General features: G+C 38.2%; 24 protein-coding genes and 1 pseudogene. 12 read left to right on the forward strand and 13 right to left on the reverse strand.

Annotation, left to right across the window (positions count from 1 at the left end; genetic code table 11):
- The first annotated feature begins 253 nt into the window (after positions 1–253).
- The 8 genes from NGC85_RS14385 to msrA all read left to right on the forward strand — a co-directional run bounded on the left by NGC85_RS14385 (position 254) and on the right by msrA (position 6,344).
- Entirely contained in the window at positions 254–937 is a 684-nt protein-coding gene (locus NGC85_RS14385; RefSeq protein ID WP_254732064.1) for a hypothetical protein, read from the forward strand.
- Between the two features lie 203 nt (positions 938–1,140).
- The gene (locus NGC85_RS14390; RefSeq protein ID WP_005061321.1) at positions 1,141–1,854 is read left to right on the forward strand and encodes a DUF3108 domain-containing protein; all 714 of its coding nucleotides are present in this window, start codon (positions 1,141–1,143) and stop codon (positions 1,852–1,854) included.
- An 88-nt stretch (positions 1,855–1,942) separates the two neighbouring features.
- A complete protein-coding gene (locus tag NGC85_RS14395; RefSeq protein WP_005061319.1) occupies positions 1,943–2,518 on the forward strand; it encodes a xanthine phosphoribosyltransferase in 576 nt (191 codons plus the stop codon).
- A gap of 157 nt (positions 2,519–2,675) precedes the next feature.
- Positions 2,676–3,518 (forward strand): thymidylate synthase, encoded by an 843-nt coding sequence (gene thyA, locus NGC85_RS14400; protein WP_254732066.1) that lies wholly within the window; start codon positions 2,676–2,678, stop codon positions 3,516–3,518.
- 14 nt (positions 3,519–3,532) lie between these two features.
- Entirely contained in the window at positions 3,533–4,042 is a 510-nt protein-coding gene (locus tag NGC85_RS14405; RefSeq protein WP_254732068.1) for a dihydrofolate reductase, read from the forward strand.
- 19 nt (positions 4,043–4,061) lie between these two features.
- Complete coding sequence (locus NGC85_RS14410) at positions 4,062–5,117, forward strand: DUF4105 domain-containing protein (protein WP_254805615.1); 1,056 nt, start codon at positions 4,062–4,064, stop codon at positions 5,115–5,117.
- Between the two features lie 120 nt (positions 5,118–5,237).
- The gene (locus tag NGC85_RS14415) at positions 5,238–5,714 is read left to right on the forward strand and encodes an META domain-containing protein (protein WP_254732070.1); all 477 of its coding nucleotides are present in this window, start codon (positions 5,238–5,240) and stop codon (positions 5,712–5,714) included.
- A 105-nt stretch (positions 5,715–5,819) separates the two neighbouring features.
- Positions 5,820–6,344 (forward strand): peptide-methionine (S)-S-oxide reductase MsrA, encoded by a 525-nt coding sequence (gene msrA, locus NGC85_RS14420; RefSeq protein ID WP_005061308.1) that lies wholly within the window; start codon positions 5,820–5,822, stop codon positions 6,342–6,344.
- Between the two features lie 51 nt (positions 6,345–6,395).
- On the opposite strand, the gene NGC85_RS14425 is transcribed toward msrA, so the two are convergent.
- The 5 genes from NGC85_RS14425 to NGC85_RS14445 form a co-directional block, all read right to left on the reverse strand.
- On the reverse strand, positions 6,396–6,800 hold the full coding sequence (locus NGC85_RS14425; protein ID WP_005051327.1) for a biopolymer transporter ExbD: 405 nt from the start codon (positions 6,798–6,800) through the stop codon (positions 6,396–6,398).
- Position 6,801: 1 nt separating this feature from the next.
- Positions 6,802–7,422 carry a MotA/TolQ/ExbB proton channel family protein gene (locus tag NGC85_RS14430; RefSeq protein WP_254732072.1) on the reverse strand — a complete coding sequence of 207 codons (621 nt, stop codon included), beginning with the start codon at positions 7,420–7,422 and terminating at the stop codon, positions 6,802–6,804.
- A gap of 42 nt (positions 7,423–7,464) precedes the next feature.
- Positions 7,465–8,214 carry an energy transducer TonB gene (locus NGC85_RS14435; protein WP_254732074.1) on the reverse strand — a complete coding sequence of 250 codons (750 nt, stop codon included), beginning with the start codon at positions 8,212–8,214 and terminating at the stop codon, positions 7,465–7,467.
- Between the two features lie 254 nt (positions 8,215–8,468).
- Complete coding sequence (gene purU / locus NGC85_RS14440; protein WP_005051319.1) at positions 8,469–9,332, reverse strand: formyltetrahydrofolate deformylase; 864 nt, start codon at positions 9,330–9,332, stop codon at positions 8,469–8,471.
- Between the two features lie 84 nt (positions 9,333–9,416).
- Positions 9,417–10,118 carry a TetR/AcrR family transcriptional regulator gene (locus NGC85_RS14445; RefSeq protein WP_005051317.1) on the reverse strand — a complete coding sequence of 234 codons (702 nt, stop codon included), beginning with the start codon at positions 10,116–10,118 and terminating at the stop codon, positions 9,417–9,419.
- A 121-nt stretch (positions 10,119–10,239) separates the two neighbouring features.
- Here NGC85_RS14445 and NGC85_RS14450 point away from each other — a divergent pair, with 121 nt between their 5' ends.
- The 4 genes from NGC85_RS14450 to NGC85_RS14465 all read left to right on the forward strand — a co-directional run bounded on the left by NGC85_RS14450 (position 10,240) and on the right by NGC85_RS14465 (position 14,205).
- Positions 10,240–11,694 carry a coniferyl aldehyde dehydrogenase gene (locus NGC85_RS14450; protein ID WP_169109930.1) on the forward strand — a complete coding sequence of 485 codons (1,455 nt, stop codon included), beginning with the start codon at positions 10,240–10,242 and terminating at the stop codon, positions 11,692–11,694.
- 168 nt (positions 11,695–11,862) lie between these two features.
- Positions 11,863–12,099 carry a 50S ribosomal protein L28 gene (gene rpmB, locus NGC85_RS14455; RefSeq protein WP_004649871.1) on the forward strand — a complete coding sequence of 79 codons (237 nt, stop codon included), beginning with the start codon at positions 11,863–11,865 and terminating at the stop codon, positions 12,097–12,099.
- 12 nt (positions 12,100–12,111) lie between these two features.
- Positions 12,112–12,267 (forward strand): 50S ribosomal protein L33, encoded by a 156-nt coding sequence (gene rpmG / locus NGC85_RS14460; protein ID WP_003654787.1) that lies wholly within the window; start codon positions 12,112–12,114, stop codon positions 12,265–12,267.
- 222 nt (positions 12,268–12,489) lie between these two features.
- The gene (locus NGC85_RS14465) at positions 12,490–14,205 is read left to right on the forward strand and encodes a cation:proton antiporter (RefSeq protein WP_254732076.1); all 1,716 of its coding nucleotides are present in this window, start codon (positions 12,490–12,492) and stop codon (positions 14,203–14,205) included.
- Positions 14,206–14,265: 60 nt separating this feature from the next.
- Here NGC85_RS14465 and NGC85_RS14470 read toward each other — a convergent pair whose 3' ends face one another.
- The 8 genes and pseudogenes from NGC85_RS14470 to NGC85_RS14505 form a co-directional block, all read right to left on the reverse strand.
- Positions 14,266–14,544 carry a hypothetical protein gene (locus NGC85_RS14470; RefSeq protein WP_005051310.1) on the reverse strand — a complete coding sequence of 93 codons (279 nt, stop codon included), beginning with the start codon at positions 14,542–14,544 and terminating at the stop codon, positions 14,266–14,268.
- Between the two features lie 112 nt (positions 14,545–14,656).
- On the reverse strand, positions 14,657–15,160 hold the full coding sequence (locus tag NGC85_RS14475; protein ID WP_005061295.1) for a DUF6586 family protein: 504 nt from the start codon (positions 15,158–15,160) through the stop codon (positions 14,657–14,659).
- A 107-nt stretch (positions 15,161–15,267) separates the two neighbouring features.
- A complete protein-coding gene (locus NGC85_RS14480; RefSeq protein WP_254732078.1) occupies positions 15,268–15,897 on the reverse strand; it encodes a hypothetical protein in 630 nt (209 codons plus the stop codon).
- Between the two features lie 13 nt (positions 15,898–15,910).
- Positions 15,911–16,263 (reverse strand): annotated as a pseudogene (locus NGC85_RS14485) (ASCH domain-containing protein).
- 6 nt (positions 16,264–16,269) lie between these two features.
- On the reverse strand, positions 16,270–16,515 hold the full coding sequence (locus NGC85_RS14490) for an RNA-binding protein (protein ID WP_005051299.1): 246 nt from the start codon (positions 16,513–16,515) through the stop codon (positions 16,270–16,272).
- Between the two features lie 58 nt (positions 16,516–16,573).
- The gene (locus NGC85_RS14495; protein WP_254732080.1) at positions 16,574–18,553 is read right to left on the reverse strand and encodes an ATP-dependent helicase; all 1,980 of its coding nucleotides are present in this window, start codon (positions 18,551–18,553) and stop codon (positions 16,574–16,576) included.
- 125 nt (positions 18,554–18,678) lie between these two features.
- The gene (locus NGC85_RS14500) at positions 18,679–19,251 is read right to left on the reverse strand and encodes an HdeD family acid-resistance protein (protein WP_254732082.1); all 573 of its coding nucleotides are present in this window, start codon (positions 19,249–19,251) and stop codon (positions 18,679–18,681) included.
- Positions 19,252–19,422: 171 nt separating this feature from the next.
- Positions 19,423–20,181, reverse strand: a complete 759-nt coding sequence (locus NGC85_RS14505; RefSeq protein ID WP_254732084.1) for a hypothetical protein — start codon at positions 20,179–20,181, stop codon at positions 19,423–19,425.
- Between the last annotated feature and the right edge of the window lie 14 nt (positions 20,182–20,195).

A 20,195-nucleotide genomic window follows, 5' to 3' on the forward strand; every position in this document is an offset into this window, starting at 1 on the left:
AAAATGCCTCATCCCCGACGGTAACACCGTATAAAAAATAGAACCAATATTCAAAAAATTACAAAAATGTGATCCACTTATAGTTACAGTGTTTCCATACCATCATTTTATGAAAATGTAGCAATTAATTTTGCTACACTGCAAGTCAGAAATTTATTTTATTTTTAGTTAATACAAAGATTGTGACATTGCATTTGGGTTTTTATAGCTTTAATGCCCGCTATAGATCATTTCACTTTCTGGAACAGCTTTTATGCAAACGCTAATTTCATCTGTGGTTAAACGTCTACGTAAAGTTTACCAAAAAGCCGAAGATTTCATCGAAGAAGAAAGAGAGTTTTCACTTTCACAAGTATTTGTGAACGCGACAATGGAGCGTTACGTCACTGAAAATGTAGAAATCATGCAAGATTTACATGCAGATCTTTATGATGGGTGGCTACGTTTGTACACAACCTTAGATGTTAAAGGTTTGTATACAACGCTTTCGGTTGATCTAAAATTGATTCAGATGGAAATGAATCAAAATGTGCAACTCATGGTTTTTGAACAAATTAGTAATACCCAAGTCATTGAGGCAACATTTAAAAATATTTTTCAGAAATGGGGCTTTTATCTCGCTATTTGGTACTATCAAAAATTCCGTGAAGAAGACCCTCTTGGGAAAATCTTAGAACACTTTGAAGTAGTTAAAGTTCAAGATGAATTACTGTATCTCGATTTAAATCGTTGGCTTGGAAAAAAACAGAGCATTATTGACACATTAAGTAAAGTACATGTCAATCGTGCCAGAGTTCGCCCTGCTGAATTAATCGTTTGGGGTAATGTCAATTTAGCGGCAATGTTATCAGCATCTAGCGATGATGATTATGATGAAGACCTATTAGATGACACAATTGTCACTCCGATCGAGCAAAAAGAAAGAAGTAAAAGGTAAACCTATCTAGCTCAAAAGTGATATGCATAATTATCAAGTCATATCACTTTCAAGGTTACACATCTGCATGATTTATACGAAAAATTAACAACTGCCACGTAAAAAACCTGATCTTTTCTTCATAATCTACAGGCATAATAGCCGTAAATCGTAATGATAAATGAGTGATTCATTGATATAAATCATTCAAAGGATATAGTGTTATGACAAAGAAATTATCGAAAGTGCTTAGTATCGCTACCGTGAGTTCTGCTGCCATTTTAGCGGCAAGCCTATCTAGTCATGCATTAGCGATGGCTCCATTTCAAGCAAGTTATCAATTCAGCTACAATAATAAGAACCTCGGTTCAGCAACACGTACCCTATCTCAACAGGGAAACAATTGGACTTATAAATTTGTTGCAAAAGCGGGTGGTATTGCCTCTGCATCTGAAACAAGCCAATTTAGTTTTGTAGATAACAAAATCACTTCACAGAAATTTAGCCGTAGTAGCAAAATTTTAATCCACAACAACACCATGAATATTAATTTCAATCCAAGCGCGAAAGTTATTAATACTAAAAAAGATGATAAGGCTCGATCATTTGCATGGCAAGCAGGTGCATTGGATGAGTTAAATGCTGAACTACAAATTCGTGAAGATTTAAAAAGTAATTCGCTTAAAACCAAATATTTGATTGCTGATGCAAAAGCATTAGATGATCGTCGATTTGTCAAACAAGGCACAGAAACAATTAAAACCAATTATGGAACATTCAATACAATCAAAGTGGTTATGCAACATGATAAAGCTGAACGTAACACCGTATTTTGGTTAGCACCTCAACTTGATTACTTGCCAGTCAAAATGGCACATAATGATGGAAAATCATCTTATGGCTTATTATTAACAGGCTATACCGGTAAAACCAACTAACCATCTGGTCAATTTTAGCTTGCATTTTTTTAGATGCTTTTTAAAATATGCCTTTGCTTGAATAAGCATCCGTTTAGAGGATTCTCCCGTGTACGCTTTAGAACAGAAAATCTTAAATGAAGGTATCGTTCTATCTGATCAAGTCTTGAAAGTAGACGCTTTCTTGAATCACCAAATCGATCCAGTATTAATGCAACTGATTGGTAAAGAGTTTGCTGCGCGTTTTAAAGATGCAGGTATTACAAAAATCATTACTATCGAAGCTTCTGGTATCGCACCTGCAATCATGGCAGGCTTAGAACTTGGTGTTCCTGTGATTTTTGCTCGTAAATACCAGTCATTAACCCTAAAAGATGATCTTTACCGTTCTAAAGTGTTCTCTTTCACCAAGCAAACTGAAAGTACCATTGCTATTTCAAACAAACATCTGAGTTCATCGGATAAGGCATTGGTGATTGATGACTTCTTGGCAAATGGTCAAGCTGCATTGGGTCTAATCGATCTTATTCATCAAGCCAATGCTGAAGTTGTTGGCGTAGGTATTGTGATTGAAAAATCATTCCAACCAGGTCGTGATGTATTGATCGAAAAAGGTTATCGCGTGGAGTCATTAGCACGTGTTAAATCTTTAGAAAATGGTAAAGTTACTTTTATTACTGAATAATAATTCCTAAATACAAAAAGCGCTTTAAAGCGCTTTTTGTATTTTTAAAGAATAGAAATATTATAAGCGGGAATAATCAAGTATCATTCCCTATTGAGCAAATCGAACTGATTAACTCGTTCAGCCTGCAAGTTCATAAACGATTTTAGAGACAGTTATGCGTACCTATTTAGACCTTTTACAACATATCCTTGACAATGGCGGCGACAAAGGCGACCGCACTGGCACAGGTACACGTTCAGTATTTGGTCATCAAATGCGCTTTGATCTGGCTCAAGGTTTCCCCCTATTGACTACCAAGAAAGTACACTTTCGTTCGATTGTGATTGAGCTACTTTGGTTCCTCAAAGGCGATACCAACGTTCAATATCTAAAAGACAATAAAGTTTCTATTTGGGATGAATGGGCAACAGCAGAACAAACCGCTCGTTTTGGTCGTCCAGAAGGTGAACTTGGTCCTGTCTATGGACACCAATGGCGGAACTTTGGTGCAACCCAAAATGAAGATGGTATTTATCAGCAAAACGGCTTTGATCAAATCAGTTGGCTAATCAACGAAATCAAAACTAATCCAAACTCACGTCGTTTGATTGTCTCTGGCTGGAATCCAAACGAAGCAGGTAAAGTTGCATTACCGCCTTGCCACACCTTATTCCAATTTTTTGTTCAAGATAATAAATTGTCCTGCCAGCTTTATCAGCGCAGTGCCGATGTATTTCTAGGCGTACCTTTTAATATTGCAAGCTATGCCCTACTTACACATATGATTGCTCAAGTATGTGGTTTAGGTGTAGGTGATTTTGTTTGGACTGGTGGTGATACCCATTTATATGCCAACCATTTTGAACAAGCAAAGTTACAACTCAGCCGTGAACCATTATCTTTATGTGAATTAAAACTAAATCCAGAGATTAAAGACATCTTTGATTTTAAATTTGAAGATATTGAAATCATAGGTTATGAGTCACATCCAGCAATCAAAGCACCTGTAGCAGTTTAAAGAGAGATAGTAAAATGGCATGGCAAGGTGTAGAAGTTGTTCACGTCGTAGCAATGGATAAAAACAACTGTATCGGCAAGGGTAATGCATTACCGTGGCATATCTCTGCTGATTTAAAGCATTTCAAAGCAATCACCCAAGGTGGGGTGGTTATTATGGGACGCAAAACCCTTGAATCAATGGGTCGCACACTTCCTAATCGCGTGAATTGGGTCATTACTCGTGACCCATCTTGGCAATTTGACGGCGTAAAAGTTGCACATACGATTGAAGATGCATTGAATAATGCACTTACAGATGCACAACACGCTGAAAAAGCATCTTTATTTATTATTGGTGGTGGAGAGATTTTTACTCAAACGCTGAATATCGCAGATCGTCTTGAACTGACTAATGTTGATCTCGATGTACAAGGTGATGCACATTATCCAAAAATTCCCGCGGAATTTAAAAAAGTAAACTCAGAGCAACAGCATGATGAGAAATCAAATATAGCTTTTGAGTTTGCGACCTACCAAAAATAAAAATGGATCATAGATGGCTATGCATAATATTGGATCACGAGAGTTTTTTATCGCTTTAGGGATTGGTGTTCTGCATAGCCTGTTTACGTTCTTCATTGTTATTTCAAGTATTTGGCTATGTTTAGCTTTGTGGATTCAACAACCACTAGGCACGCTCTTTACTCGTATAGTCATTATTCTGTGGTGTTTATTTGCTTTAAGCTTAATCGGCGTGTACGTGAGTGGACATATTTTTAGTCGACGTGCTGATATTCTTATCTATTGTGCGGCATTTGCTTGCTCATTAATTTGGTATTTTTCCCTAGATGCACGACAAGATCGGGACTGGGATCCTGAAGTTGCCAAACAATTTAGTTATGAGAAAAAAGATAATATCGTTCGCATACATAATGTGCGCAATTTTAACTGGCACCCTGATGGAACTTACGATGTTCATTGGGAGGATCGTACATTTGATCTCAATAAAATTACGGGGATCAATGTCATTGCCTCTTATTGGATGGGACCACAAATTGCTCACACCCTATTAAGCTTTGATTTCTCTGATCAAAAACCACTTGTTTTCTCGATTGAAATTCGTAAAGAAAATGGCGAAGAATTTTCAGCAATCGGCGGTTTTTTTCGTAAATATGAACTCAGCCTTATTGCTTCAGATGAAAAAGATATTGTGTATACACGCAGTAATATTCGTCATGAACAAGTTTATTTGTTCCCAATTAAAATGCCAGAAGCTGAACGAAAAGCGCTTTTTATTGAATACCTGCATAAAACTGACGAATTACGCACTGAGGCAAAATGGTACAACACATTGACCAGTAACTGCACTACGCTGGTGTTTGATATGGTACAGGCGATTAACCCACAACGCTTACCTAAAGACTATCGCCTATTGGCTTCGGGATATTTACCCAACTATCTATATGATTTAAAAGCTCTTAATCAAAACTATACCATGAAAGAGTGGTATGGTTTAGCCCACATCAATCCTCGTGCTGAGCAATATCAAAAACAACCGAATCAAAGCAGTGAAGCTTTTTCAGAAGCGATTCGAGCAGGATTACCTCAGAGCCAATAGTTTAGAACGCATATTTAAAAATTCTTCTTTTTACAAGATAATACTGAATAAACCTTAACGCTTCACTAACTTTTGTTTTGATTAAAAAATAGAAAAAATAACGAATGGATAAAGAAGCCTATGTTAAAGCCCCTACTTGCCTCATGCATAATGATTGCATCAATTACTGCAACAGGTTGCGTAACCACACATTCATTTAGCACATCGAATCCATCAACATATAAAAAAGATTTTGAATTAGAAAATCAGGTTTGGATCGCAACAAAAATTAATCATATCGGTATTGAAACAAATCCACTGACAGGTAAACGTCCAAGCATCGAATTTGATGCAAAGAATAATCGCTTCTTTGCCAATGACGGTTGTAATCGCATACAAGGCAACTATGCACTCAAAGGAAATTACTTACGTTTAGACTCTATGACATCAACGGAAATAGCTTGTTTTAATCAAGAAATAAAATTGATAGCGAATCAATATAAGCAAGCATTGAACCATGTCGCGTCTTATCAAATTCATGGACAAGAGCTACGTTTACTAGATTCATCTGGAAAAATTTTGGTTCATTTTATTCGAGTTAATCAATCAAGAATGTAATCGTTATCTACAAAAAGTAAAAACTCATTATCAAGGCAGGCTTTTACTTTTGAAGGACATCGTTTACTTTATATGCATTGTTAAAATTAAAAATTGGGGAAATTAATGCAACAAGCACTATTGGGTGGTGGATGTTTTTGGTGTGTAGAAGCTGTTTTTTTACAACTGAAAGGCGTAGAAAAAGTAGTGAGTGGTTATGCGGGCGGTATCGTGCAAAATCCAAGTTACGAACAAGTTTGCCAAGGTACTACCCAACATGCAGAAGTAGTACTCATCGATTTTGATGAACAGCAAATCAACTATAGCCAACTGTTAAACGTATTTTTTACGACACATGATCCAACCACATTAAATCGTCAAGGCAATGACATTGGTACTCAATATCGTTCTGTCATTTACTATTTTAACGATGAGCAAAAGCAGCAAGCCGAACATGTTATTCAAACACTCGAAGAAGAAGGGTTAAATATTGTCACGGAACTCAGTCCTGTACCGACCTTTTATCCCGCTGAAGAATATCATCAAAACTTCTTTGCACGTAATCCATCACAAGGTTACTGCAATTTTAGTATCCCTCCTAAACTCTCTAAATTACGTGCCAAGTATCTAGACCTACTCAAAGACGAATAAGCATAAAAAAAGCAACTCCATGAGTTGCTTTTTTCTTTATATTGGCTTGTCTTAGTTTTCACTCACAAACGCAATATCACTTAAACCTGCTTCACTGGCACGAGACATCACTTGTGCAACCGTATCGTATTTAGACTCTTTGTCTGCACGTAACTGCACTGTCGGTTTTGTTTCTGCCTGCCCAGCTTCTTCAAAGCGTTTTTGCAGCTCATCTAAGCTAATAATTTGCGCATCCCAAGCCACTTCACCATTTTCATTAATACTAATGGTAATTGCCTTCGGTGGCGGATCTATAATTTCAGCTGTTGTTTTTGGTAAAGCTAATGGAATTGATGGGTTAGCAACCGTTGCTGTGACTAAAAAGATAATCATCAATACCAACATAATGTCGATCAGAGGAATGAGGTTCATCTCATTCATGCCACTATCGTGGTCTTCACCCAATTGAAAGCCCATTTTAAGCTTGACCTCCAACTAAACTTTGTTGAGTTGATTTAGTTTCTGCTTTTGTAATCGTTTCTTGCTGCAACATGGTATCGATTAACAAACTATGCGCTTGGTCTTGTAAATCATGTGCCAAGCCACGATTGAAACGTACACAAATGTTATAAGCCATCACCGCAGGAATCGCTACTGCAAGCCCCAGACCTGTCATGATCAATGCTTCACCTACTGGTGTTGCAACCTGAGCTAAACCAGCCTGTCCGCTTTTACCGACAGCAACAAGCGCATGGAAAATTCCCCATACTGTACCGAACAAACCCACAAACGGTGCAAGTGAAGCAATTGTACCCAGTACTGATATACCTTTTTCTGCTTGAGATTTCTCAGCAGAGATTTGGCGAAGCAATGCTTGTTCAGCAACTGCTTTACGCTGTTCAAATGATAAAGGCTGTAACTTCGCTTTAAGCGTCGCCAAAGCTTGAACAAGTTGACCATACGCCTGTTGCTTTAACTGGCGTGTACCTAAAATGCGCAGAATGAAAATAGTCCACGTCGCAATCGACATCGCTAAAAGGATGAAATACAGTGTTTTACTTACTGCATCTGCATGTTGCCAATAAACTGAAAAGTTCATATACGAACTCCTGATTTAATCTGTCACTAGGACGCAAATTTATTAAGGACTAAGATCAAACGGCTGCTCAGCTCGAATAGGATAAGCAACACCATTTTCCATATAAGGTTTAAACTTTGCACTTTTTACAGCACGTAATACTTTTTCATCTAAACTCGGTAAACCACTTGTGCGCGTAATGCGGACATTCGTAATTTTACCTTTTTCGTCAGCCTCGATTAAGACCATTACTGAACGTGTTTGGTTATCTAAATCTTTAGCTGTTACAGATAATTTTGGTGATCGACTCCACTGAACCCCTGAACCCCCAATCGATACACGTTTTGGAGATGGATCTGCTACTGGTTGAGGTTTAACCACTTCCTGAGCAGGTTGTGGTTTTTCAACCACTTTCTCAGTCACAGTCGTAACAACTTTGGTTTCAACTTTAGGCTCAATCTTTGGTTCAGTTTTTTGAAGTACAGGTTTTGCTGCTTCTTTTACCTGTTGAACCTTTTCAATCTTCTTCGGTGGAGGTAAAGGTTTTTCAACAACTTTAACTTCCTTCACTTCTTTTTTAGGTTCAGGCTTCGGCTGTTCTTTTGGTTTCGGTGGCTCAGGTTTAGGTGGTTCTTTAATTTTAACGAACTTCACCTTAAGCGGTTCTTTTTCGATTGGTCTTAATTCAATCGTTTTCATGTGGCTCACCGCCCACAAAACTCCCACATGTCCAATCACAACTGCAACGATGGCAGCAATGATTCTCTTTTTCATCGGGTTTGATGTATTTAATGTTGCAGGAGATGGACTCATAAGAATCTAAGTACCTAATAGATGGTGGCGCTTCTTAAAATAAAAAACGATCTCACTCATCGGATAGAACAATGAAAGTGCCGTAATAATAAATGAGAAGTGTTTTCATTTGCAACTATTTTTTTACAAACCAAAGCTAAACATCTGATTAGTTTAGTATAATCAATTAATCACAAGCAAAATGTTATAACATAACAATAATCACATAAAAAAAACATGCTGAATCAGCATGCTTTTTATATCTTAATAATGACTTAAAAAACCACCGTCTTGTTACCGTCAACAATAATACGATCTTCTAAATGCCATTTGACCGCGCGCGCCAATACATTACGTTCAACGTCTTCGCCTAACTCACGTAATTGTTCTACGTTATAATCATGACTCACACGCTCAACATCCTGCTCAATAATTGGACCTTGATCCAAATCAGCAGTCACATAATGTGCGGTTGCTCCGATCAATTTCACCCCTTTCTCATACGCTTGCTTATATGGGTTTGCGCCCACAAAAGCAGGTAAGAATGAATGATGAATATTGATAATTTTCATTTCCCATTGAGAAACAAAGTCTTCACTCAAAATCTGCATATATCGCGCTAAGATCAATAAATCATTACCTTGCATCATGTCATTAATTTGGGCATAGGCTTCGACTTTATTGTCTTTATTGACTGGCACCACATGGAATGGAATACCAAAATTTTCTACTGCTTCACGCAAGTCAGGATGGTTTGAAACAACCTGTGTAATTTCACACGGTAGAGAACCACGGGCATGACGCCACAACAGTTCTAACAATGCATGGTCAACTTTAGAAACTAAAATACCAACTTTCTTTAATTCACCAACAAAAGTAAGTTTCCATTGCATTTCATAACGTTCAGCAACATTTGCAGCAAATGTCTGCATGAGTGCATCTTTACGAGAATGCAAATGATCCAACTCGAACTCAACACGCATAAAATAACGTCCGCCTTGAGCTTCTGTTGCGTATTGATCAAGTGCGGTAATGTTTGCTCCCTGATGATACAAAAAGCTCGATACAGCTTGCACAATCCCCGGCTTGTCTTCACAAGTAATGAGTAATCGTGCTGTATGGGCAGTAGTCGTGTTCATGTGGTTAATATCACTTATTCGAATCAAATTAAAATCAAGCGGAGCATTCTAGCGCTTTTTTGCCAATGACTAAATACCTACACGCTACTCGTCGTCATCATTTTTCAGATTGGATAAGCTCGCAAATAAGTCTGATGGACCCAAAGACTTCAACAATTGCTCATAAGTTTGGCGACTTTCACCCATTAAATATGGTCCTTCTAAAAACACCATTTGTCGCAATGCTTGCCAAACCCACTTTTCTTCGAGGCGATTATTATCGCTAATATGACCCGACATATATAAGAAGTTGGTCCAGTTCGTTAGAACGATCCACAAGTTAATAATCAAAGCTTCAATTTCAGAATCGGTCATTTTCATCAAGCCAGCATCGACGAAAGCACGATAAATTCGCTGCCCCTGCTGCATGACTTGCCCAGCAAACCGTGGATAAATCTTTCTAAAGTCTTCATTATTTTCAACAAGATGATATACATCACGATGAATAAATCGATATGCCCACAATTGATTACTCAGCACTTGAAAATAGCTAATTTTATCATTGGCATTTAGAGGACGATCTGTTGGTAATGACAACATTTCCAAGGTTTCAGCCTGATATTGTTGAGCCAACTCTTTAATGATTTCTTGTTTATTCCGAAAATGATAATACAAATTGCCAGGACTGATGCCTAACTCAGCCGCAATGTGATTTGTTGTGACCGAACGCTCACCACGCTCATTAAACAATTGCAAACTGATTTGCAAAATTCGATCTTTTGTTTTGTTCGGTTTAGCGTTCGACATTGATATTAACCATCTATAACATTATCAATAGGTTATAAAACAAACCTATAAAGCGACTTGACACTTTAGAGTATTTACTCTAAAAATTAAAAAATAATAAGTTTTCTTTTGGTCAACTCCTATGAACAGTCAAACAAAAACAACCGCTATGACACCTCATGTTGATGTGCAACGGCTACATGATTTGCTTGAGCAGCAAAAAGCAGCTTACCAACGCCATCCTGTACCAAGCGCAAAGGAACGTATTGAACGCTTAGCTCGACTTAAAAATATCTTGGTAAAATATCAAGATCAATTTGCTAACGCAATTAGTCAAGATTATGGCAACCGCGCCATCATGGAAACCAAAATAGGTGAAGTTCTTACTTGTTTAGAGCATATTAAATACTATAGCAAGAACTTAACTGAATGGATGAAACCATCTAAACGCCATATCAGCATGTTACACCAACCAGCAAAAGGCTGGGTAGAATATCAACCTCTAGGTGTAATCGGAATTATTGCGCCATGGAACTATCCACTTTTATTATCTTTAGGTCCATTAATTTGTGCATTGGCGGCAGGCAACCATGCCATGATTAAAATCTCAAGTGCCTCTTCACATTTTGGTTATGTACTTGAAAATGCCCTTGCAGAAGCATTCCCACAAGAATTGGTTGCTGTAGTTAACGGTGGGGGAAGAATTTCAGATGCATTCAGTCATCTTGCATTTGATAAAATGATTTTCACTGGCTCAACGTCTGTTGGTAAGACAGTCATGGCTGCTGCAGCTGAAAATTTAGTGCCCGTAATTTTAGAATTAGGCGGTAAATCTCCTGCCCTTGTTCATTCAAGCATGAATATTCGCGATGTTGCGCAACGTATTGCGGTAGGAAAGCTATGGAATGCAGGTCAAACGTGTGTTGCACCAGATTATATGTTCTTACCTAAAGGTAAAACTGCTGAGTTTACTAAGCATTACAATGATTTCGTTAACACAATGTATCCAACTTTACGTGATAACAAAGACTTCACCTCTATTGTAAATGACAAACAATACAATCGTTTACAGGGTTATTTAGAAGATGCGCGTAACCAAGGTGCAAATATTGTTGAGTTAAACTCAAAAAATGAATCTTTAACTGAAGTTCGTAAAATTGCACCAACCTTATTAACAGGTGTAACGACTGAAATGGACATCATGAAGAATGAAATTTTTGGTCCAATTCTTCCTGTTTTAGAATACGACCATATTGATGATGCACTTAAATTCATTAATGATCGTCCACGCCCACTGGCATTTTATTATTTTGATGTGGATAGCGCCCGTGCTGATTACATCGCTAGTCGCACACACTCAGGTCATTTCGGCATCAATCAAGTATTGACGCATGTTGCTCAAGACGACCTTCCATTTGGTGGTATTGGCGCATCTGGTATGGGTAAATATCACGGTAAGGAAGGTTTCTTTAGCTTCTCTCATGAACGTTCTATGATGTCTAACCCGGTCAGCCCTAAACTGTATAGTTTAAAATTCATTCTTCCACCGTATAACAAACCAGCACATAAACTGCTTTTGAAAACACTATTTCGTTAAGATGATCAAGGCATGAGCTATCACACTCGCTCATGCCCTGTTTTTACCAAATTCGCTTGTCTTTTAATCGTATTTTTGGTATAAAACGCCCCTTGAATGATTTCATCCGTTTACTTGAATGGCTAGTTGCACGAAACAGTGCTATATAAACTAGCAATGGAGTTCACCATGTCTAAGGTTTGCCAAGTTACCGGCAAGCGTCCAATCGTTGGTAACAACGTATCGCACGCAAACAACAAAACCAAACGCCGGTTCGAGCCGAACCTGCACCACCACCGTTTTTGGTTAGAAAGCGAAAAGCGTTTTGTACGTCTTCGTTTAACCACTAAAGGTATGCGTATTATTGATAAATTGGGTATCGAGAAAGTTGTTGCTGATCTCCGTGCTCAAGGTCAAAAGATCTAAGGAGTCTGAACAATGCGTGATAAAATCCGCCTCGTTTCTACAGCTGGTACAGGTTATTTCTATACCACTACTAAGAACAAACGTACTATGCCGGAAAAAATGGAAATCAAAAAATTTGATCCAAAAATCCGTCAACACGTAATCTTCAAAGAAGCTAAAATTAAATAATTTTAGTTCTCTTAAAAAAAACGGTTTCTTCTGAAACCGTTTTTTTATGTCTAAAATTTGGATACTCAAATACAGCCTAAAAGATTTACATGATTTTTTTTGATAATTAAAAAAATTGTCATCAACAAATTCGATTTTACTTGTTACAATTTATTCGAAGTTTTCTTGGCATGTTTTATGCTCATTTATTTGTACCTTAACCGCAATGATTAAGGAGTTTCAATGCCACATGATGTTGATTTAATTATTTTGCTTGCTGTTGGTTTTGGTATGGCACTTATTTTTGGCTATATCGCAGCACGCTTACGCTTACCTCCTTTAATTGGTTATTTAGTTGCTGGCATTATCATTAGCCCAAATACGCCCGGAGTCGTGGGAGATATCCAGCTTGCAAATCAGCTTGCCGAACTTGGAGTAATGTTTTTAATGTTCGGCGTAGGGATGCATTTCTCCTTAAATGATTTACTCCAAGTCCGACGCATTGCCTTACCCGGTGCCATCTTACAAATTGCGGTTGCAACCGTCTTAGGTATTGGCGTTTCCATGTTTTGGGGATGGAGCTTTGGCTCAGCACTGATTTTTGGTTTAAGCCTCTCCTGCGCAAGTACAGTGGTATTACTCAAAGCATTAGGTGATCGAGGTTTACTCGACTCTGTGAATGGTAAAATTGCAGTTGGCTGGCTATTGGTTGAAGATCTCGTCATGGTCTTAGCTTTGGTGTTATTGCCTGCTATTGCTGTTTTGCTTGGTGGGCATGCTTTGCCAGGTACTGATCCGTCTCAAAGCATTTGGGCTACCATTGGAATCACACTCCTTAAAGTCACTGGCTTTATTGCATTTATGCTCATTATCGGCAAGCGACTTGTACCTATTATCATGCAATTCGTCGCTCGCTTAGGCTCTCGTGAGCTATTTACGTTAACAGTGGTTGCCGCAGCCGTTTCGATTGCCTATGGTTCATACGCTGTATTTGGCGTATCAATGGCACTTGGTGCTTTCTTTGCGGGAATGGTGGTTAAAGAATCTGACTTTAGTCATCGTGCTGAAGAAGAAACCCTACCTTTGCGTGAAATCTTTGCCATCCTTTTCTTTGTCTCTGTGGGCATGCTTTTCGACCCTCGAATTTTAGTTGAAGAGCCTTTGCGTATTTTAGCTGTGGTTACCATTATTATGGTCGGTAAAACCTTAGCCGCAATGGCATTGGTTTTATTCTTCCGATATCCACTCAATACAGCTTTAACTGTAGGCGCAAGTTTGGCGCAAATTGGTGAATTCTCTTTTATTTTAGCCACACTGGGCTTATCTCTTGGATTGCTTACAGCTGATGCACAGAACTTAATTCTTGCCGGGGCATTATTTTCTATCACGCTCAACTCGTTTATTTTCTCTGCAATTGAACCTGTGCAACGTTGGATTCGTGCACGTTCACATTTAGCTCGTATGTTGGAACGTAGCGCTGATCCCTTGGCCATGCTTCCAGATGAGCTTGATCAGGCTTACCTTAGAGATCAAGTGGTGATTATTGGTTATGGTGGTGTGGGACGTCGAATTACTGAAAATTTAATTCAACAAAATATCAAAGTCGTCATTGCTGAAGAAAACCGTGAGATCGTTGAAAAATTACGTGAGCAAGGGATTGCGGCGGTGAGTGGTGAAGCAACCGAACCCAATGTTTTGATTCAAGCTCATATCCAGCATGCACGTTTACTGGTCATTTCACCGATGGATATTTTAGATATTCATCGAATCGTCGATATTTCCAAACAACTTAACCCAGAAATACAAGTATTGGTCTGCGCTGAAAGCAAAGAAGAAGCTGCTGTTATTCGTAATGAAAATATCGGTGAAGTTTTCTATGCGAAAGAGGAAATGGCTAAAAATATGAGTCATCATATTCTCAATCAAATTGAATTAGCACATCAGTCTACGGCGCATTAAGATGCCCTAAGAATAAAAAAAGCGTATTTAATATACGCTTTTTTATTGAACTATTCGGATCTAACTAAAATATTGTGGTTGTTCATCGACAACTTCAGCTTGTTGCTGATTCATCTGTTTTTCTAACAAACCAAATAATGCTGCCTGAATCATATGTTGAGCAACTGTTGGCGTTTGATCACCTAAGATCTTTTTAACGTCTTCACTAAATTGAATTTTGACCAAAGGCTCTTCTTCAGAACCTGCGTTACGTAACGCAAGCTCACCACCTTCAAGCTGAACTAACTCAAGAATTGCTTCCTGACTACCGAATAACTCTTTTAACTGTTGCATTGACATACAATTACTCCATGTTTCAACATGGTGGCAAAGCACCCTTGTACTTTGCAATCTCACGTCTTATTTATATAAGTGCTGTTTGCCCATATTTCAAGCCTATGCTTTATTCGCCTTAAAACTCAACCATCTCGTTACGAAAACCATCAATAAGATGACTCAATTCACGATGCCATTCACGAAGAATCTTTGCATCTGGCAGCCAAGCTTGAGGACTTTGTGTCACTTTGATAATTAAATTAGAAGAAGTTTCACTTTCAGGTTCAGGTGATGTCGGTTCAGGTGCATATTGGCACATACGGTATGCACGTTTTAACTCAGCAATAAAGCCATCTTTGGCAAGTTGCTGCAATACAGTGACCTCTGGTGAAACCTGTCCTTTGTCCGCCATATGCGCTTCAATTGACTTAAAAGTGGGCTGCAAATCATTTAAACGATAGTAACGCACCAATTCTTGTAGGAAGGCTAAAATCGCACCATGTAGGTGAAATACTGCAGATTCACGATGAGCCTGCGCTTGTTGAATATGTTCGGTTTGCTCTGCTTGTTGACATGCGAGTCGAGCGAAATATAGTTTTTGATTAGTACGATCGGCATGGTAACGAGCAACACGGGACATAACAAACTCCTTTCAGTAAAGCCTTTGCTTCGGTCTATTCAATCTTGAATACAACTTAATGCATTGTAAAAGTAATTGTTGAGTTTGAATATGCAAATTTATTGACATTATAGTTCTTTAATAATTTGATTACGTAATTTCTCAACTTGTTTTACATCTTCTCCCGCCACCATTGCATAGACAAAAGACTGCTGACCTAGATCAACACATTTCACCGCAGCACGATTATTTTGAGAATTACCATAAACATAATATTGATTCTGCACAATCTTTGAGAAACCCAATTTCTGTAATGCGGTATATCCTTTTTGAGCACACTCTCCAACGGTGAGTTTTAATCGCTTATGGTCTGACCAAAGCTGTGGAGGAGAATCAAGAGATGGATTAAGCTGATTTGCCTGCTGAGCTTTTGCCATAATTTTAATATGATTTGGGCTTACGACCTGATAGCGCATATCTAACTTATTTAGTCCCACTTCTAAAAATTGTAGAAAATTAGAGTCTTTTAGACGAATCGGAGCTGTTTTATTTTGGTCAACATTTGCATCAAAACTAAAATTGATACCAAACTGGTGTTGAATCAAATGGGTCATGGTTGATACAGAAGCATCTTCAAAATTAAATTTGGATACCTTTTGCTCTTGTAGTCTTTTTCTCATTTCTGCCCGATATTCAGGCATTGCAAAGCTATTCTGAAACATAAATAAAAATAATAAACCAATCAAAAATCTGTTCATATTTTGCCTTTTTTTATAATTTAATTTTATAGAGTTTCCGTTTTGCCACAACATCAATAGGCTTCTTAAAAGGACGGACATTTGAAATAACCCAAGCAAAATATCCTGCTGCCCAGTAAGAGGCACATGCTGCACCTACTTCATCAGATTGCCATAAATGTGTAGATTCAATATCAACCAATGTATAGCACGCCCCATTTCTTCATCTCCCACATTCAAAAGGAAGTTTTGATTTTCGACAATCACTACATCTTTAAGTGGTAATTTTTCAGGCTGCCATGAGCGAACTTCCAAGGTTCTAAGACCTTGCACAATTCGCTCAGCATTTGGAGCAACAATAGATAAAGCGGTATATTGCCTGAGCATCTAAAGTTAAGCTTTATCTTCCGCTATTTTTACTTTAATACCATAACCTTTTAGTTTTAAAGTATTTAGACCTTTCACAGCTTTAATCGCTTCACGTGGATTTGGCATTTCAACAAAACCAAAACCTTTCGATTTACCCGTCTCAGCGTCTTTAACCACCACGCAAGACTCTACTTTGCCATATGCTTTAAATAAGTCGAGGATTTCTGCGTCTGTCACCAAACGATCTAAATTGCGAACTAAAATTTTCATGCTAAAACCTAAAGATGATTCACCACGAGATGAATCAAAAGAAATGAATCGTTCTAGTTTAATCGAAATCTATGCCAAAACCTAAATTGATTGTATTGGGTCTAACGCGATTCGCTTGACCATATGCACGAGGAATCTCACGATGAATGTGTGTATCCACTAAATGTTGAGGTAAATCATTCAGAAAGTAGCTTTCTATCTTTCTACCCAACTCATCATATTGATCTTGCGACCATAAATTTAAATTTTGTTTGGTTAAAATCAACTCATTTTCGGCACGTGTTAATGCCACATATAGCACGCGGCGCTCTTCTTCGACATCGTCAAAATCACCTTGAGCCCGTGCATGTGGATATTGGTTTGGAGACACATGCGGAACATAACAGACTTTTTGTTCTGCCCCTTTTGCAGAATGAATTGTAATTAAAGTGACTAAGTCTTGATCAGGTGTTTTATCAATTTCTGAAATTGATATGGGATCAAGTACGTATTCTTCTAAAAATTCTCCAAGTGCATGATGCTTACGTGCTAGCTGTTTCACGAGGTCAAAATCTTTCACTCGGCGCGACCAATCTTTGCTTTTGTAATTATTTTCTAATTGTTCATTCAATGCATCCAAAGCCAAACCGATACAAGCTTCAACATGCTGCTGTAATACATCCAATTGCATTAAGATCAAAATGGCTTGCTGTGGCACTTTGCCATGTCGCTCTAATCGCTGACAGCGCGCTTCAATATCAGGGAGTTGAATCAGTTCTTGCGCTAATTTACTTGCACCTACATCACCCACGCCATCCCACAGCGTCAGAAAACGCATCCAAGCTAAATCATCCTGTGGATTAACACTGACTCGAAGTAAACTCAAAACATCTTTCACATGCGCCGATTCAAGTAATTTCACCCCACCAATAAATCGATATGGAATATTCGCCGCAATTAAAGCCCCTTCTAAATAACGACCACTAAAACCCGAACGTAACAGAACCATATGCTCTGCCCAAGCAGCACCTTGGGTATGCCGTTGATTCAGATCTTGCACAATCCAATTGGCTTCTTCAAATTCATTGCTGAGGATGTGCAACTGTGGTTTTAAGCCATGTCCTCGATAAGCTCGCAAATGTTTATCATATTCAATCTGACTTTGTTCGAGTAACCAATTGGATAAATCTAAAATGCCTTGGGTTGAACGATAATTCATTTCCAGTGTCAGCACTTCAACATCTGGAACACGCTCTTTAAAATGGTGAATGTTTTCAAAATCAGCACCACGAAAACCATAAATGGATTGTGCATCATCCCCTACACAGAATAATTTCACCTTACCCACCAAGGGCTGTAATAATGCCCATTGCAGTGGGTTGGTATCTTGCATCTCATCGACCAATAAAGCTGAACAAAAGCCTGTCACCCATTTCACTAACTCTGGTGAATTCTGTAAGTGCACTGCCACGATGGAGAGAATGTCATCATAATCAAGAAAATTACGTTCTTGCTTACGTTGTTCATAAGCCTTCATGAGTTCAACAATTGGGGCCTTATGTTCAATGGCTTGCGGTAATTGCTGAACCAAAGCATCAGATAATTTGGTTTTAGTATTACGTGCATAAGAATATAAATCACACAGCTCAGCCGCTTTGGGTAAAACATTGCCTTTATCTTTACCTCGTAATAAACGAAACATCAGTAATTGATCATCTCGATCAATAATACTGAATTGGGTCAAGCCAAAAGCACGTGGATTACGACGCAATAAATACATACAAAAGGTATGAAATGTTGAAGCACGTAAACCTTTTGCTTGTGCCCCCATGTGTTGTTCTACACGAGTAATAATTTCACTGGCTGCGCGACGAGTAAAGGTTAAAATTTGGATTTGTTGTGCTGGCAAACCTTGATCAATTAAATATGCTGCTCTTGCCACGATGGTCTTAGTTTTTCCACACCCAGCCCCTGCTAAAACTAAACAGTTCTGCGCAACCGTAGTGGCGGCTTGTTTTTGTTGAGGGTTGAGTTCATCAATTAGCTTGGCAAGCGTCATAAAATTGGTCGATAAGAAATGAATCGCTATTTTAGCAGACTAAAGCTGTAGGGATATTTTTCAGCAACAAAAACAAAAAGAGCATGTCTCAACACGCTCTTAAATTTTGAATGATTATGATTGAATTAAAGCGTCGTTGAACTATGTGGAAGCTGTTTAATTGCATTAGCAAAAGTTAAGTAGTTAATCCCTTGAAATAAAATATCAATTGCAAGGAACATACCGAGTACCCAAAATGGTGAATCAGATGATGATAGAATCAAAATACCAGTTAAGAGTGTTAATACGCCTGAAAAGAGTATCCATCCCCAACCTGAAATGGGACGTAAAATAAAGGCATTCACGGTACGAATGATCCCCGCAATAATCAGTGCAATTGCCAGTAAATTAGTCAAAACAACGGCTGTAATAACAGGCGTGGTGAAAGCAAAATATCCCGCTGCAATATATAAAATGCCGAATATTGCCCATAACCAACGCGTACCACCTTTAAATACCACAAATGCTGCAATAAAATGTAAAATCCCACCTAGCATCATCAGCACACCAAATAGCAGAACTGCTGATAGTGTTGCAAAAGGCAGTGCAGCTAAAAGAACCAAACCAAAAATAACCAATAAGACACCTAATAACAGATACCATTTACGATCAGCGTGTAGCTGATTGCGAATCAGATCGTTACCCACTGTTTTCATCATTATTTACTCTTTTATCATCAATGTTATAGCTTTATTTTGAGCTTGTTTTACTGACGATATTGTATAAAGGATGTTGATAAATAATGACGAAATGTCAGAAAAGCACAGTTTTGATTACACTCATTTTTGTTTAGTTTTTCATTTATGGATAAGTCGAAACTTATCCACAATTTATTTAATCCAGCCAATTTCCTGCGCGGTTAGCACACTAACAACGGTTTGCTCTAAATCATTTGGCATTTTACTTTTATGTTCTGATAAAGGAATTCTACCTCCCATAATTTCAGCCTCAGTTTGCGGATATAAAGGCTGTTTATCGTATTGAGCATAACCGATTGGAAAAATGGGTTCACCAGTGTTTAGATTATATTTATCGGTTGCACCAAATCCATGAAGTAATTCATGCACTAAGACCACATTGTTTTGATCGGCTTGTTTCAGTGAAGCAAATAAATTAACTGAGCCAATTCGCCCTCGCTCCAATGCCGTTGAATGCTTTAACTCTCGCGTTTGTTTTGGATCATAAAAGTTTAAATATAGGGTTAAACTCGGTGAACCATCGATAGACTCATGCTGTTTCCATGCATAGTAGCGAAATTTAAGGCTCCACAAAATGTTATTTAAAAGACTAGGTTGTTCTGACATTTTTGGCGGTGTTTCAGATAACTCACGCCCAACCTGAACCATGAAGTAACTACTTTGCCCACGATATTGCTGACTATTTTTTTCTAAATAATATTTTACTTCAGCAAAACCATCCGACTGTAATTGTTGAATATATTTTTCAGTGGTCGGAAGTCCGTCAGCATTAATTGGGTGTAGTAGAATATTAATCGGTTGGTTCCAATCCTGATTTTGATCGCGATAAGCATTTACAGCGACTATCAACAATACAATCAATAAACATGCAACTCGAATATTTTTCCACATGCATCTCACCCCAA

It is taken from the genome of Acinetobacter sp. Z1 (assembly GCF_024296945.1).
Taxonomy (GTDB): domain Bacteria; phylum Pseudomonadota; class Gammaproteobacteria; order Pseudomonadales; family Moraxellaceae; genus Acinetobacter; species Acinetobacter beijerinckii.